15 protein-coding genes are annotated in these 14091 nt (G+C 68.1%); 3 read left to right on the forward strand and 12 right to left on the reverse strand.

The genetic code is table 11. The features are described 5' to 3' along the window. Positions 1 to 5: 5 nt before the first annotated feature. Together CLV49_RS16910 and CLV49_RS16915 are read right to left on the reverse strand one after the other, a co-directional pair. Positions 6 to 947 (reverse strand): tetratricopeptide repeat protein, encoded by a 942-nt coding sequence (locus tag CLV49_RS16910; protein ID WP_106564586.1) that lies wholly within the window; start codon positions 945 to 947, stop codon positions 6 to 8. Then, positions 944 to 2821, reverse strand: a complete 1878-nt coding sequence (locus tag CLV49_RS16915) for a DUF8094 domain-containing protein (RefSeq protein WP_127054225.1) — start codon at positions 2819 to 2821, stop codon at positions 944 to 946. Before CLV49_RS16915 ends, CLV49_RS16910 begins: the two co-directional genes overlap by 4 nt. A gap of 219 nt (positions 2822 to 3040) precedes the next feature. On the opposite strand from CLV49_RS16915, the gene CLV49_RS16920 reads away from it, so the two are divergent. Further along, the gene (locus CLV49_RS16920) at positions 3041 to 4087 is read left to right on the forward strand and encodes an AI-2E family transporter (protein WP_106564588.1); all 1047 of its coding nucleotides are present in this window, start codon (positions 3041 to 3043) and stop codon (positions 4085 to 4087) included. 16 nt (positions 4088 to 4103) lie between these two features. Here CLV49_RS16920 and CLV49_RS16925 read toward each other — a convergent pair whose 3' ends face one another. From CLV49_RS16925 to rpsB, 9 genes are all read right to left on the reverse strand, one after another. Next, entirely contained in the window at positions 4104 to 4823 is a 720-nt protein-coding gene (locus CLV49_RS16925) for an alpha/beta hydrolase (RefSeq protein WP_106565186.1), read from the reverse strand. A gap of 26 nt (positions 4824 to 4849) precedes the next feature. Beyond that, positions 4850 to 5149: a hypothetical protein gene (locus CLV49_RS16930; protein WP_208019761.1), complete on the reverse strand. Its 300-nt coding sequence runs from the start codon at positions 5147 to 5149 to the stop codon at positions 4850 to 4852. Positions 5150 to 5302: 153 nt separating this feature from the next. Continuing rightward, positions 5303 to 5863 (reverse strand): aggregation-promoting factor C-terminal-like domain-containing protein, encoded by a 561-nt coding sequence (locus CLV49_RS16935; RefSeq protein WP_243696519.1) that lies wholly within the window; start codon positions 5861 to 5863, stop codon positions 5303 to 5305. Positions 5864 to 6048: 185 nt separating this feature from the next. After that, positions 6049 to 6600, reverse strand: a complete 552-nt coding sequence (locus CLV49_RS16940; protein ID WP_106565189.1) for a DivIVA domain-containing protein — start codon at positions 6598 to 6600, stop codon at positions 6049 to 6051. 53 nt (positions 6601 to 6653) lie between these two features. Beyond that, positions 6654 to 7661, reverse strand: a complete 1008-nt coding sequence (locus CLV49_RS16945; RefSeq protein WP_244906356.1) for a phosphatidate cytidylyltransferase — start codon at positions 7659 to 7661, stop codon at positions 6654 to 6656. Positions 7662 to 7696: 35 nt separating this feature from the next. Continuing rightward, positions 7697 to 8251: a ribosome recycling factor gene (gene frr / locus CLV49_RS16950; protein ID WP_106564590.1), complete on the reverse strand. Its 555-nt coding sequence runs from the start codon at positions 8249 to 8251 to the stop codon at positions 7697 to 7699. 34 nt (positions 8252 to 8285) lie between these two features. Next, positions 8286 to 8999 carry a UMP kinase gene (gene pyrH, locus CLV49_RS16955; RefSeq protein WP_106564591.1) on the reverse strand — a complete coding sequence of 238 codons (714 nt, stop codon included), beginning with the start codon at positions 8997 to 8999 and terminating at the stop codon, positions 8286 to 8288. A gap of 113 nt (positions 9000 to 9112) precedes the next feature. Next, the gene (gene tsf, locus CLV49_RS16960) at positions 9113 to 9940 is read right to left on the reverse strand and encodes a translation elongation factor Ts (RefSeq protein WP_106564592.1); all 828 of its coding nucleotides are present in this window, start codon (positions 9938 to 9940) and stop codon (positions 9113 to 9115) included. Positions 9941 to 9962: 22 nt separating this feature from the next. Then, positions 9963 to 10940: a 30S ribosomal protein S2 gene (gene rpsB, locus CLV49_RS16965; RefSeq protein WP_106564593.1), complete on the reverse strand. Its 978-nt coding sequence runs from the start codon at positions 10938 to 10940 to the stop codon at positions 9963 to 9965. A gap of 461 nt (positions 10941 to 11401) precedes the next feature. On the opposite strand from rpsB, the gene CLV49_RS16970 reads away from it, so the two are divergent. Continuing rightward, positions 11402 to 11953 carry a murein hydrolase activator EnvC family protein gene (locus CLV49_RS16970; RefSeq protein ID WP_127054223.1) on the forward strand — a complete coding sequence of 184 codons (552 nt, stop codon included), beginning with the start codon at positions 11402 to 11404 and terminating at the stop codon, positions 11951 to 11953. Positions 11954 to 11996: 43 nt separating this feature from the next. Here CLV49_RS16970 and CLV49_RS16975 read toward each other — a convergent pair whose 3' ends face one another. Beyond that, a complete protein-coding gene (locus tag CLV49_RS16975) occupies positions 11997 to 12917 on the reverse strand; it encodes a tyrosine recombinase XerC (RefSeq protein ID WP_106564595.1) in 921 nt (306 codons plus the stop codon). Positions 12918 to 13050: 133 nt separating this feature from the next. On the opposite strand from CLV49_RS16975, the gene CLV49_RS16980 reads away from it, so the two are divergent. Beyond that, positions 13051 to 14064 carry a hypothetical protein gene (locus tag CLV49_RS16980; protein WP_106564596.1) on the forward strand — a complete coding sequence of 338 codons (1014 nt, stop codon included), beginning with the start codon at positions 13051 to 13053 and terminating at the stop codon, positions 14062 to 14064. Positions 14065 to 14091 lie beyond the last annotated feature (27 nt).

The raw sequence follows: 14091 nt of genomic DNA on the forward strand, positions 1-14091 counted from the left end.
GCTGGTCAGTAGAGGAGCCCCGCCAGCCGTGCCCGAGCGGACACGACGAGGGGGTCTGCGACTCCGACGATCTCGAAGTAGTCGAGTAGGCGCGTGCGGACCGCATCGCGACCGTCGCCGTCGAGGGACGGGAAGAGCGCGAGGAGGCGGTCGAACGCATCAGCGACGTGCCCACCGGAGAGATCCAGATCGGCGACGTCCAGAGCGGCGTCGACCGATTCGGGATCCGAGGCGGCCGCCGACCGGATCGCGTCGACGGTCTTGCCGTCGAGGCGGTCGAGCAGGCTGACCTGGGCGAGTCCGGCCACCGCTTCGCGGTCGCTCGGCTGCTGCGCGATCTGCTTGCGGTAGGCGGCGATGGCTGCTGGGTAGTCCCGGCGGGCGATCGCGTCGTACGCCTCCTGGTGCAGCGGCGGCAGCTCGGGCTCGGGAACGGGCTGCGACGCGTCGCCCTCGACCGTCACCTGACCGGCGACACCGCTCTGAGCGGCCGCCTCGATCACTCGAGCGACCACATCCGTCAGCTGTGCCTCGGGCAGGGCGCCCTGGAAGAGCGGCATCGGCTGACCGCCGATGAGGACGACGACGGTCGGAGCGGTCGTCGCCTGTAGGCCCTGGACGAGCTGAGGGTTCGAGTCGACGTCCACCCGGACGATCACGACCTTGCCGGCGTGCTGACCGACGATGCGCTCGAGCACGGGGCTCAGAGCCACACTCGCCTCTGAGCGGGCGGAGTACAGGTCGATGATGACGGGAACACGTGACGACAGCTCGATGAACTGACCGAAGTTCTGATCGTCGCCCTCGAGGACGAGGGACGGCACGCGGATCGCGTCTGTCGACGCCGGCCGCCCCGGAGCGGCCTGCTGCGCGGGCTGGCGAGTGGAGAGCCCCGACAGGTCGACGGCTCCTCGGAGGTTCGCGCCGGAGTTCATGGGGATGCTCATGGCAATTCCTTCGCAGAGGTGAGTGACTGACTGAACCCGAGGAGAACGACCTGATCGGTCGAGTCCGCGGGAGGCACGTAGAACAGGAGTTGGTCGGAGTACTGGACCTCGGCGCCCTTGGCCGTCTCCTCGAGTCCGACGACGGCGGCGACGGCTCCGCTGAGTTTCACGACAGCGCCTGTTTCCGTCGGCTTGACCGTCTCGCCCTCGGTCATGCTCACGGCGACGATGGCTCCTGATGAGATCGTGGCGAGTCCCAGCGCATCCGTCTCGCCTGCCGACGTCGCGAAATCGATGCTCGCCGTCGAGGGGAGAGCATCCTGCTTGCTCTTCCGGTCAGCCGCAATGAGCTCCCGGAACGGATCGGACTCCGCGAACGAGGCGGCGAACTCGCTCTCCGCCCCCTTCGCCACCAGATCCGCGTACTGCGTCGCCAGATCGGCCGGCGTCACGAGCATGAGCGGCGAGTCCGGCGGGATGAACGCAGCCCCGATCGACGCGGGCGCGGACTCGGGGATCGTGGCGTTCGGTTCCAGAGCCACGGCGTACGCCACCTTGTAGTTCGAGCGCGGGTCGTCCTGCTGGAGCATGAGCGCGATCAGCGGCGTCTCGGTGTCCTCCTGGTCCCCGACCACCGTGAACACGGAGCGCGGCCAGACGTCGGTCGCCTGGGGCAGCGAGAGGAGCAGTGGAGACGACGGGATCGCCCGCGGGGCGGCGTAGTCGCTCACCTTGCCCCTGACCGAGTAGTTCGACTGCCGTTCCAGCAGCGCGGCACCGGTGAATCGCGTCGCGGCGAGCTCGCTGTTGCGGTCAGCGTCGGCCTCCGTCGCGACGGCGGAGATGCGTGTGATGATGCGCTCCAGCTGGGGAACCGTGACAGCGGGAGTCGCGGACTCGTCGGTGGCTTCCGGTACGACGGCGGCGCTGTCCGTGGGTTCTGGCGTGGATCCGGACGACGACAGGTCCGGCCAGTAGTTGGCCGAACAGCCGCTGAGGAGCAACCCGGAGATGAGGATGACCGGCATCCCGACACGCATGCTCGCGCGGGCGCGGGTCCGCCGCGCACGTCGTCTCCGCCTCGGCGGCTTCGCCGTCTGCTCGAGGCCGGGACCGGCCGTGATCCCCTTGCGCCGCGGGCCGCGCGACTTCCGGAGGTGGTTGAGGCCCAGCAGGTAGAGGACCAGGCCGACGATCAGCAGGAGGATGCCGCCCGCGATCAGCGGTCCGGCCCACGGAGTGGCGTTGCTGACGGGCCATGACAGCCGAACCGTCGCCGGGGCTGCCGCCTCCCCGTCGGAGGCGATGAGCACGCTCACGTCATCCGGGACGCTGATCGGCGCGATGACGGCCTCGTCCTCGTCGTACTCGCTCAGCCAGAGGTCGGAGCCGCGCGGATCCGTGGGAAGGTCAGCTGCCTGGGCGTCGTCGGTCGTCGCGTCCCCGGTCGCATCCTCCGTCGCCGCGTCCTCCTCGGAATCGGGATCGGCCGGCGCCGCGGTGTCCGTCGGGGCAGGTGATGCCGTCTCTGTCGGCTCCTCGGCCTCGTCTCCGCCGCGGATGGTCGTCGTGAGCTCGCCCGTCTCCTCGTCGACCGACAGCTCGGCGTACTCGCTCGTACCGAGCCAGGCCATCACGTCACTCGTGCGCCCGTAGGCCACGAAGACGGTGTCGGAGCCCGTCGCCGTCACGGTCTGGGAGCCCTCGCGGGAGTTCAGCACCGCTCCACTCACGAGCGTGTACGGAAGGCCGCCCTCGACGGTCCCCTCCGCTGCGACGGTGGACGGCGGGAGGAAGACCGTGCGCTGGGCGATGCCCAACACGATCATCGCCGCAGCGACGACGAATGCGGCAATGGCGAGAACAAAACGCACGAACACTCCTTCTACGTTGCCGATGGACGGCCGGAGAGGCACGTCGAGCGGGATGGACACGGCGCGGCAACGGACACGGGACGATCCAGAATATCGGAAAAAGGCTGAGCGCCGCCTCCGCACGTCGCCCGGCTCCCGCCATACACCAGCCGCGTCGTGTCCCGGCCCGGTCCATACCGGCCCATAGGATGATCGGGTCGAGGTCGAGAGGGAGGTCGGATGAGGATCCAGAATGCGTTCCGCGTCGGGCTCGTCGGGACTCTCGGTGTGGGCCTCGGGCTGCTCATCCTGCTCTCGATCGTGACGCTGCAGACGATCCTCGTCTATATCGGTGCCGCACTGTTCCTGGCCCTCGGTCTCGACCCGATCGTCACGTGGCTCGAGCGGAGGGGTCTGCCCCGGTGGGCGGCGCTCGTGATCGTCGTCGTGGCCCTCCTCGCGCTCTTCGGGGGTCTCGTCTGGATGGTCGTGCCGATCATCGTCGACCAGATCAGCGATCTCGCGAGGCTCGTGCCGGTGCTGCAACTGCAGATCAGCTCCAATGAGTTCATCGAGAACCTCCGGGATCAGTTCCCGTTCCTCAACGTCGACCTCATCATCAGCGAGGCCGGATCGTTCATCACCGACAACATCTCGAACATCGGCAGCGGCGCCGTCCAGGTGGTCTTCGCGATCGGTTCCGGGTTCTTCGGAGCGGTCATCGTCCTCATCCTGATGATCTACTTCACCGCATCGCTCCCCGCGACGAAGCGCGGCCTCTACCAGCTGGTCCCGGCGACGAAGCGGGAACGCTTCGCCGATCTCGCCGAGCAGATCACCGCGTCCGTCGGACGGTACGTCACAGGACAGGTGACGATCGCGGCGTGCAGCGGGATCCTCAGCTACATCATGCTGTCGATCATCGATGCGCCGTTCCCGCCGGTCCTGGCATGCATCGGGTTCTTCTTCTCGCTCATCCCGCTCGTCGGCACGCTCACCGGGTCGATCATCATCTCGCTGGTGTGTCTCATCCCGGGACTCGGCTCACCGATCACCGCCCTGATCGCAGCGATCTACTACCTCGTCTACATGCAGATCGAGGCGTACGTCCTCAGCCCCAACATCATGAAACGGGCAGTGGCCGTGCCGGGCGCCGTCGTGGTGATCGCCGCCCTCGCCGGCGGGTCGCTCCTCGGGATCCTGGGCGCGCTCATCGCCATCCCGACGGCGGCTGCGGTGCTGCTCATCATCAAGCAGGTCGTCATCCCACGGCAGAACGAGCTCTGACCTCCCCGTCGACAGGTCAGCCGGCGTCCGGCCAGTCCGTCGCGAGAGGCAAAGCCGCCGGATTCACCACGCGCACGATCTCGTCGAGAACGCGGCGCGTGAGGTTCTCCCCCACCCAGAGGTGCTTGCCGCCCTCGACCGGGATGAGCACGGCGTCCGGCACGGAGGCGAACCGTTCCGCGGCCTCTGCCGGACGCAGATAGTCGTCGAACTCGGGGACCAGCACGACGAGCCGTCGCTCATCCCCGGCCCATGCGGCCACCTCGTCGGGCGTCGCCCGATGGAGTGGCGGCGAGAGGAGGATGGCGCCCTCGACGTCGTGCTCGCGGCCGTACTTGAGGGCGAGCTCGGTGCCGAACGACCAGCCGAGCAGCCACGGGCGCGGCAGACCGCGCTCCGCCACGAACCGCATCGCCGCTGCTACGTCCGCACGCTCGGCCGTTCCGCCGTCGAACTCGCCGTCGCTCGTCCCTCGAGGAGATGACGTTCCACGGGTGTTGAAGCGGAGGACATTGAGATCGGCCAGCGCCGGAAGACGCCCGGCGGCCTTGCGCAGCACGTGTGAGTCCATGAACCCGCCGGCTGTCGGCAGAGGATGCAGGGTCACGAGGGTCGCCACTCCGTCGCCGACCTCCGGACGAGCGAGCTCGCCCACGAGCGTCAGGCCGTCATCTGTGCGCAGCTCGATGTCCTCGCGGCGAGCGGGTAGCTCGACACCGCCTCGGATCTCGGTCATCGTCTTCCTTCCGATCGAGGACGGGTTCACTGGATCTTCCAGCAGTGGAGATGCCAGTGCCTTCGGGCCGCGAGATCGGCGGCATCGCCGAGGAGACCGTCGGCTCGCCACGCGACGACGTGGGCCACTCCCGAGTCGATCGTGCCGCCGCACCCGGGGCAGACGTAGTCCTTCTGGGCCCGAGCCGCCGATATCGGCTGGACGGACCAGGTGATGCCACGACGGACTTCCGTTCGCTTCCATCCCTGGAGCAACGACGACAGGTCGGACTCCTCGCGGTCTGCGGATCCGCCACCGGATCGGCGCGGTCGATTACTGCGTGGCATTGTGGTTCCGCTCCCGTCCTCACGATCGATCGTACGCGGTGCGCGTCGTCGATCCCGTCGAGGTCACGGCCGGTCAGAAGCCGAGGAGACAGACCAGCCTCACGCGGCCCGGGCATGCTGTCACCTCGTGCTGCGGGCTGGGACGATCGACGGTCAGTACCAGCCGACGGACTGGGAGTGGCCCCATGCGCCGCAGGGCGTGCCGTACCGACCGCTGATGTAGCCGAGACCCCACTCGATCTGGGTCGCCGGGTTGGTGGCCCAATCGGCACCGGCCGTCGCCATCTTGCTACCAGGGAGCGATTGCGGGATCCCGTAGGCACCGGAACTGGCGTTGTGCGCGTTCACCCTCCAGCCGGACTCCTTGTTCCAGAGCGCGACGAGGCACGAGTACTGGTCCTCGCCCCACCCGCGCGCCACGACCTTGTCGTACGCGATCGCCTGTGCGGTGCCGGGATCCGGCACGGCGGCGCTCGGCGCGGTGAAGCCGGACCCGGAGGACGCGTCGGACGTCTCGTCTTCTACCTCTTCCTCCACGGGCGGAGGCGGCGGCGGGGGCGGCGGAGCGGCTTCGGAGTCGTAGACGTCGCGTGTGAAGGTCGTGTCGTAGTCGCCGGCGAGAGCGAGGCTCTGAACATCCGTCTGCTCGTAGCGCGGGACGATCTGGAAGTACGGCGACGCCGTCGCACCCGAATACGGATCCACCACGTTCACGGCGATGAAGCCGATCGCGGCGAGAGATCCGAGAAGGGTCAGCGGAAGGCGCTTCCGCGAAGAAGAACTACGGACATCCCGCTGGCGGCCTACGGCCGGGACGGGAACTGAGATTGCGACATGCTTACCCACGATCCAACGATTTTAGCGTAGATCACGAAAATGTCACGAAACAGCTCAGCGCGTCACCGAACGGCGAGCATCACATCGACGACGGCGTCGAGCACACGGTCGACCTGCTCCTCCGCATATCCCCCGCGTTGCGCGCGGAAGACGGCGGTTCGGACCACGTCGACGTCCACAGCCGCGCCTGTCTCGAAGTAGGCCACGAGGCGGGCGGCAAGAGCGTCGACATCGGTGATCGCATACCCCTGCGTCAGCTTCCCGACGCGCCGGAACCTCTCGCCCGCGGGACGGGACAATCGGTTCAGGAGTACCTGCGCGGTCTCGCGCGTCTCCGCGAGCCACGCCCTCCGACCGACGATGTCGAGCGAGCGTTCGCGCTCGCGGATCGCGAAGGCGTCCTCGAGTCGCTCGAGCGCCGCGTCCACGTGAGAGGTCGAGTATCCCTTGCGGACCAGGCCGAACGACACCCGACGGATGTCTTCTGCGCTGAGGACGGGTTCAGCGGACGGATCGAGGTCGTACGCCGCTCGCGCATCCGTCAGAAACGCGTCGACTTCGGCGGGATCGTAGCCGCGACCACGGCGGACGGCGGGGAAAGGAGACGTCGACACCGTCTTATTCTCGCCCACCCCTCGCCTGGAGGAAGCTGAGACACTCGCGCCGGTCACGAGAAGATCACGAACAGGAGGTAGGCGATGGGGGCCGATGGGAGGATCGAGTCGAGCCGGTCGAGGAAGCCGCCGTGGCCGGGAAGCCAGGAACTCATGTCCTTCACACCGATGTCACGCTTGATCATCGACTCGGACAGATCGCCGATCGTCGCCGAGAGGATGATGACCGCACCGAAGATCATGCCGACCCACCACGGCTGACCGAGCAGGAAGACGGCGATCAGGACACCGGCGACCTGGCTCAGGATCAACGCACCGGCGAAGCCTTCCCACGTCTTGTTCGGGCTCACCCGTGGCGCCATCGGATGGCGGCCGAAGGTCAGGCCGGACGCGTAGGCGCCGACATCCACGACCACGACGAGGCAGATGAAGGCGAACACCCACAGTTCTCCACCGTCGCGAGCGACGAGAATGACGGCGAAACTCCCGAGGCCGGCCACGTAGGCCTGGACAAAGACGACCGCGGCGAGGTCGAGGACGACCTCCAGCGGCGCACGCCCATCGCCTGCCGCCATCTGCGCGATGAGACGCCACACGACAACGAACGTGATCGCCGCGATCATCACGGCCCACCGCGTCGGTCCGTCCGTGAAGTACGCGGCCGCCACGATCACCAGACCGGCACCGGCAGCGGGCCAGCGATCTGCCCGACGATCCGAGTGGCGGAGGGCCGTCGCGAGCTCGAGGGTCGTGAAGACCACGACGGCCGCGCCGAAGACGGCGAACAGACCCTTGAACACGAAGAGGCTGAGGAGCAGCACGGCCCCGAGACCGACGCCGATCCCGATCGCCATCACGAGGTTGCGTCCGACGCGCGCCTCTACACGTTCATTCGCCTGGTCGAACTGGGCGCGGGCCTCGGTGACACGGCCTTCGAGGTCGGCGCGCGTGGATCGGACGCGTTCCTCGATCTCCGCGCGCTTCGCGTTCAACTGGGAGTGTCGGCGAGCCTCCGCTGGAGACGTCGGCGACGACGGGTCACCGTCGTCCGGCGTTGTCACGTCCGACGCCATGGTGTCGAGTCACGGCTCACGGGTCAGACCTCGAGCAGCTCTGCTTCTTTGCGCTTGAGAGCCTCGTCGATCGCGTCGATCCGAGCCTTGGTGATGCTCTCGAGTTCCTTCTCACCGCGCGCCACATCGTCATCGCCGACCTCGCTCTTGAGGGCGTCGAGGTCGTCCTTCGCCTTGCGGCGGATGTTGCGGACGGAGACCTTCGCGTCCTCGCCCTTCGACTTGACGAGCTTCACGAACTCCTTGCGGCGCTCCTGGGTGAGCTCGGGGAGGCTCACGCGGACGAGATTGCCGTCGTTCGTCGGGTTCGCCCCGAGGTTCGGCATGTCGCGGATCGCCTGCTCGATGTCCTTGAGCGCACTCTTGTCGTACGGGGTGACGATGAGGGTGCGCGCCTCCTGGTTCTGCAGCGAGGCGAGCTGCGCGAGCGGCGTCGGAGTGCCGTAGTAGTCCACGAGCACCTTCTGGAACAGCTGCGGGTTCGCCCGTCCCGTTCGCACGGTGGCGAAATCGTCCTTGGCGACCTCGACGGCCTTGTCCATCCGGCTCGATGCATCGGCCAAAACTTCGGCGATCACTCGCTTCTCCTCACGTTGCGGTACTGGGACGAGTCTAGTTGCTGACGAGCGTCCCGATTTCCTTGCCCTCGATGGCCGCGGTGACGTTGCCCTCCGGCTCCATCCCGAACACGCGCATCGGCATGCCGTTGTCCATGCACAGGCTGAACGCCGTCGAGTCGACGACCTTCAGCCCTCGCTGCAAGGCCTCCTGGTAGGAGATGTGGTCGATGCGCGTCGCATCGGGATTCGTCCGCGGGTCGGCCGAGTAGACGCCGTCGACGCCGTTCTTCGCGAGCAGGACGCTCGAGGCGCCGATCTCGAGGGCCCTCTGAGCAGCCACGGTGTCTGTCGAGAAGTACGGGAGCCCCGCTCCGGCTCCGAAGATCACGACGCGACCCTTCTCGAGGTGACGCTCGGCGCGACGCGGGATGTACGGCTCGGCGACCTGTGTCATGGCGATAGCGGACTGGACGCGCGTCTCGGCTCCCGCCTGCTCGAGGAAGTCCTGCAAGGCCAGCGCGTTCATGACGGTCCCGAGCATGCCCATGTAGTCGGCACGTCCCCTGTCCATGCCTCGCTGGGAGAGCTCGGCGCCGCGGAAGAAGTTGCCGCCACCGACGACGATCGCCACTTCCACCTCTCGAGCAGCTGCGGCGATCTCGCGAGCGAGCTGGCTCACCACGTCGGGGTTGACCCCGAGGGCTCCGGCGCCGAACGCCTCCCCCGAGAGTTTCAGAAGTACACGTCGTTTCTGCGGTGCGGTCATGTTGGCCCGTTCCTTCCCGAGGGTCTTGCCTAAAACTAGTGGGCGAGCGAGCTCGCCGTACACACGAAAGAGTCCGGACCGCCATGAGCGATCCGGACTCTTTCAATCATCGGTTACGCGCCGACCTTGAAGCGCACGAAGTCGGTGACCGTGAGGCCCGCGGCCTCGAGGATCTTCCCGACCTGCTGCTTGTTGTCGCGGGCGTAGTCCTGCTCGAGCAGCGCGACCTGCTTGAAGAACGCGGTGAGGCGACCTTCGACGATCTTCGGAAGCGCCGCTTCCGGCTTGCCCTCGCCACGTGAGATCTCGGTGACGATCTCGCGCTCCTTGTCGACGGCGTCCGAGGGGACGTCGCCGCGCGTGAGGTACTGCGGCGCGAACATCGCGATGTGCTGCGCGACACCACGGGCCGTCTCGGCGTCGGAACCCGTGTGGGCGACGACGACACCGATCTGCGGCGGCAGGTCCTTCGACGTGCGGTGCAGGTATACGGAGAACTGGTCACCCGTCACGAGTGCGACACGACGGAGTTCGACCTTCTCGCCGATGGTGGCGGCCTGGTCGTCGATCGCCTGTGCGACGGTGATGCCGTCGACAGGAGCCGCGAGTGCCTCCTCGAGGGTGGTCGCGGCGGCGGCGGCCACCGCTGCGACGACCTTCTCCGAGAGAGCGACGAACTTGTCGTTCTTCGCGACGAAGTCGGTCTCGCACGCGAGCTCGATGATCGTCACGCCCGCGTCGGTCTGCGTCGTGGCGACGAGGCCCTCGCTCGTGGAGCGGTCGGCACGCTTCGCGTTGCCCTTCGCACCCTTGAGACGGAGGATCTCGGTGGCCTTCTCGACGTCGCCGTCGGCCTCGACGAGAGCATTCTTGGTGTCGCTCATTCCGGTGCCGAGCTGCTCGCGGAGAGCCTTCAGGTCGGCGATGTTGAAGTTTGCCATGCGGCGGTTACTCCTTCGGTGCTCAGTTGTTGTCGGCGTCGGCGGCGGGGACCTTCTCGTCCTCGGAAGCCTCGGCCTCGAGACGAGCCTCGGTCTCGGCGTCCGTCTCGGGGGTCTTCGGGTCCTCAACGGGAGCGTCGTCGCCCTTGGCCTCGTTCTTCTCGGCCACGGCGGCGTCGGCGTCGTTCTCCTCGGTGGGGAGCTCGGCCTCGGCGGCGGGGGTCTCGGCGGAGGCCTGGCCGGCCTGGAGGAGCTCGGCCTCCCACTCGGCCATCGGCTCGGCGGGCTCGGCGCCCTCCTCGGGCTTCTGGTGACGCTGGATGAGGCCCTCGGCGGCGGCGTCGGCCACGATGCGCGTGAGCAGGCTCACGGAGCGGATGGCGTCGTCGTTACCCGGGATGGGGTACTGGACCTCGTCCGGGTCGCAGTTGGTGTCGAGGATGCCGATGACCGGGATGCCGAGCTTCTTGGCCTCGTCGATCGCGAGGTGCTCCTTCTTGGTGTCCACGACCCAGAGCGCCGACGGCGTCTTCGTGAGGTTGCGGATACCACCGAGCGACTTGTGGAGCTTGTCCAGCTCGCGCTTCTTGATGAGGAGTTCCTTCTTGGTGAAGCCGGACTTCGAGCCGTCCTCGAAGTCGAGCTCCTCGAGCTCCTTCATGCGAGCGAGGCGCTTCGAGACCGTCTGGAAGTTCGTGAGGAGGCCACCGAGCCAGCGCTGGTTGACGTAGGGCTGGCCGACACGGGTGGCCTGCTCGGCGATGGACTCCTGCGCCTGCTTCTTCGTTCCGACGAAGAGGATGGTGCCGCCGTGGGCGACCGTCTCCTTGACGAAGTCGTACGCCTTGTCGATGAAGGCGAGCGACTGCTGGAGGTCGATGATGTAGATGCCGGAACGCTCCGTGAAGATGAAGCGCTTCATCTTCGGGTTCCAACGGCGGGTCTGGTGCCCGAAGTGCACGCCGCTGTCGAGCAGCTGGCGAATGGTGACGACGGCCATGAGCCGTTCTCCTTTTCCGGCGCGTGAGCGCCATTCGGTTGTCGCCGGTCGGTCGACCGGTCTCCTGGTGCCCTGGCGCACGACCGCCCCCGCGACCGTTCGAGCTCGCGCTCGATCGGGAGAGTTGGGGACCGGTGGTTGTGCTGCCGCAAGTGGGCACGCGTAGTCACCCCGCTCAGCGAGGTGCTCCGATCATGGTACACCACCGATACGGCCCCCGATGCGGCGACCGGTGCTGCCGACGACGGACGACTGTCGTCCACAGACTCACATCGACCGGCATATCCCCCATGTGCCCGGCGACACCATCGGGACGCGATCTGCATGCGGTCTAGTGGGGCGATGCACACCCGCGCCTGCGCCCACCCGTCCGTCCGAGTCTCCCTGTCTCCCAGAGGATGCGCCGTCCGCGTCACGCGCTCCCGCCGCCGGCCCGTCGCCGCTGAAACCCCTGCCGGTTGATGACCGGCCGCGTGTTCGCGATCGTCCTCATGGGCGCCGGAGTCCTGGGCTTCGGGTACGTGCCGGCCATCGCGGTCGAGGCGGCCGGCGCCACGGGTCAGATCGAAGCGTCGGGTGAGGTCGTGGGCGGCCAGGGTTCCTGGGCCTGGCCGGTTCCGGAGCCGCGCGTTCTGAAGCGTCCGTTCGATCGTCCTGATCACGAGTACGGCGCCGGGCACCGCGGCATCGACGTCGCAGCAGGGGTCGGAGCGTCGGTAGCGGCGCCCGCGGCCGGCACGGTCCTCTTCGCCGGGCCCGTGGCCGGCCGCTCCGTGGTCACCGTCGACCACGGCGGCGGAATCGTCACGTCGTACGATCCCGTCGTCCCGGCTGTCACCGTCGGGGACGCGGTGACGCCTGGAACGGTCATCGGGACCCTCGAAGCCGCGGAGGCGATGCACTGCGCGTCGGGGTGCCTCCACCTGGGCGTCCGCGTCGGCGGAGACTACGTCGACCCGCTACCGTTCTTCGGCAGACCCGCGCGGTCCGTTCTGCTTCCCCTCGGGAACTGACGTCGCCGCCGCGGTTCGCTCCTGACGGAGGAACCGGACACGTTCAGGCGCGCGGATGTGCCTGGCGGTAGCTCTGCGCCAGCCTCTCCATCGAGACATGCGTGTAGATCTGCGTCGTCCCGAGGCTGGCGTGCCCGAGCATCTCTTGAACGCTCCGGAGGTCGGCTCCCCCGTCCAGCAGATGGGTCGCCGCCGAGTGCCGCAGGCTGTGCGGGCCGGACGCCGCGATCCCATCCACGCGCGAATAGAGACGCTGCACGATCGAGTACGCCGTCCGCGTTCCGAGGCGTCTCCCCCGTGCTCCGAGGAAGAGCGCCGTCTCCACACGGGCGCGATCCCCCGATCGTTCGAGCAGGGCCGTTCGAGCGTCTCCGAGGTAATCGACCACGGCGACGCGGGCGGGGACGCCGAACGGTACGACACGTTCCTTGTCGCCCTTGCCGATGACGCGCGCGGTCAAGCGATCGAGATCAAGATCGCCGAGATCGAGCCCGCAGAGCTCCGACACACGGATTCCGGAGGCGTAGAGCAGCTCGACGACCGCACGGTCCCGTCGGGCGATCGGATCCCCCGAGGCGGCGTCCTCTTCGAGGGCGTCGAAGAGCTCGTCGATTTGAGGCTGTTGGACGACCGCCGGCAGGTGTGAGCCGCTTTTCGGCGTGCGTAGGCGACCCGCGACGTCATGCGGCGTCAGGCCCGTCGCGGCCAGCCAGTGGCAGAGGCTCTTCAACGCCGCCGAACGTCGCGCGAGCGTGCGCGGCGCCAGTCCGTCCTTGGCCGACGACCACAACCAGTCGCGGAGGACAGGGAGATCGAGATCCTCCACAGATCGAACGGACCGCCGTTCTCCCCACGCCACGAAGGTCGCCAGATCGGAGCGATAGGCGCGGACCGTTTCCGGCGAGAGGTTGCGTTCGTCACGCAGATGGCCGAGGAACGCGTCGATCGCCGTCCTGAGGTCCATACCCCCAGCTTGCACCACCCCGGCGCACGTCGGCGGAGCCGCCCCGCCGGCCGAGCGGGTCCGGTCCTGTTCGCGGCGGACGAACCCCTGAGGATGAGGGACCGAGAGGGTCCCGATGTGCTGGAATCGACGCATGGACGCCGCGCAACTCCGCTCGGTCGCCGACGAGCTGTATGCGTCGCCGATCGACACCTTCACCGCGTCTCGGAATGCACGAGCAGCGGAGGAGAAGAAGCGCGGGGCCGCCTCGCTCGCCGAAGCGATCCGAGCACTGACGAAGCCGACCTCGGCGGCCTGGGCCATGAACGCCCTGGTCCGCTCGTCCCCGGCCGCGCTCGAGCCGGTGGCGAGCTTGCGCGATCGCATCGAGTCGATCACGGCCGCCGGTGACCGCGACGATCTGCGGGAGGCCACGCGGGATCGACACGCTGTCGTCGCGCGTCTGGTCGAGGACGCGCGCTCCCTCGCGGCCGAATCGGGAGTGTCTCTGAGCGTGGCCTCGTCGGCCGAGTTGTCGGATGCCGTGCTCGCGGCGCTTGCAGACACGGACGTGGAAGCAGCGCTGCGCACAGGCCGCCTCGTCACCCTTCCTCGGACCGGTGGGATGGCGGCGAGCGACATCCGTGCGCTCGTCGCCGCTCCCCCTGACGGGCTGGCACAGAACCGGGACGATCCTGATGCCGAGGAGGGCGGCGCGGACTCGGACACGGGCGACGAGGGGGGCGACACGCCACACCATCGCGCTCCGCCGGGTGGGAATGGACACCGTTCGATACTCACCGACGGATCGGCGCGCTCGTCGCGGGGGCGCCGTCGAGGTTCCGAGTCGTCGACGACCGAGCAACGCCGACTCGAGCGCGATCTGGCTGCCGCCGAGGGTGCGGAGGCGACGGCACGAGCGGACCGGTTGACGCGCGAGACCGAGCGGGAGGTGCTCGCAACCCGGCTGGAGGGGATCCGCGAGGACCTGGCCCGAAAGCGGGACGCCGTCCGAGTCGCGGAGGAGGAGCTCGCGGACGCCGAGGATCGTCTCGACTCCGTGGTCGCCGACATCCGGTCTCGTGAACTCGAGTGGAAGCGGACGGAGGCGGTGGTCCGCCGACTCCGGCGAACGTCAGCGCGGTCCACGGAGGGTCCCGAGAGCTGATTCCGCAGATCTGACTGCAACCCGTCG

This window comes from Labedella gwakjiensis (assembly GCF_003014675.1).
In the GTDB taxonomy this organism is placed as follows: domain Bacteria; phylum Actinomycetota; class Actinomycetes; order Actinomycetales; family Microbacteriaceae; genus Labedella; species Labedella gwakjiensis.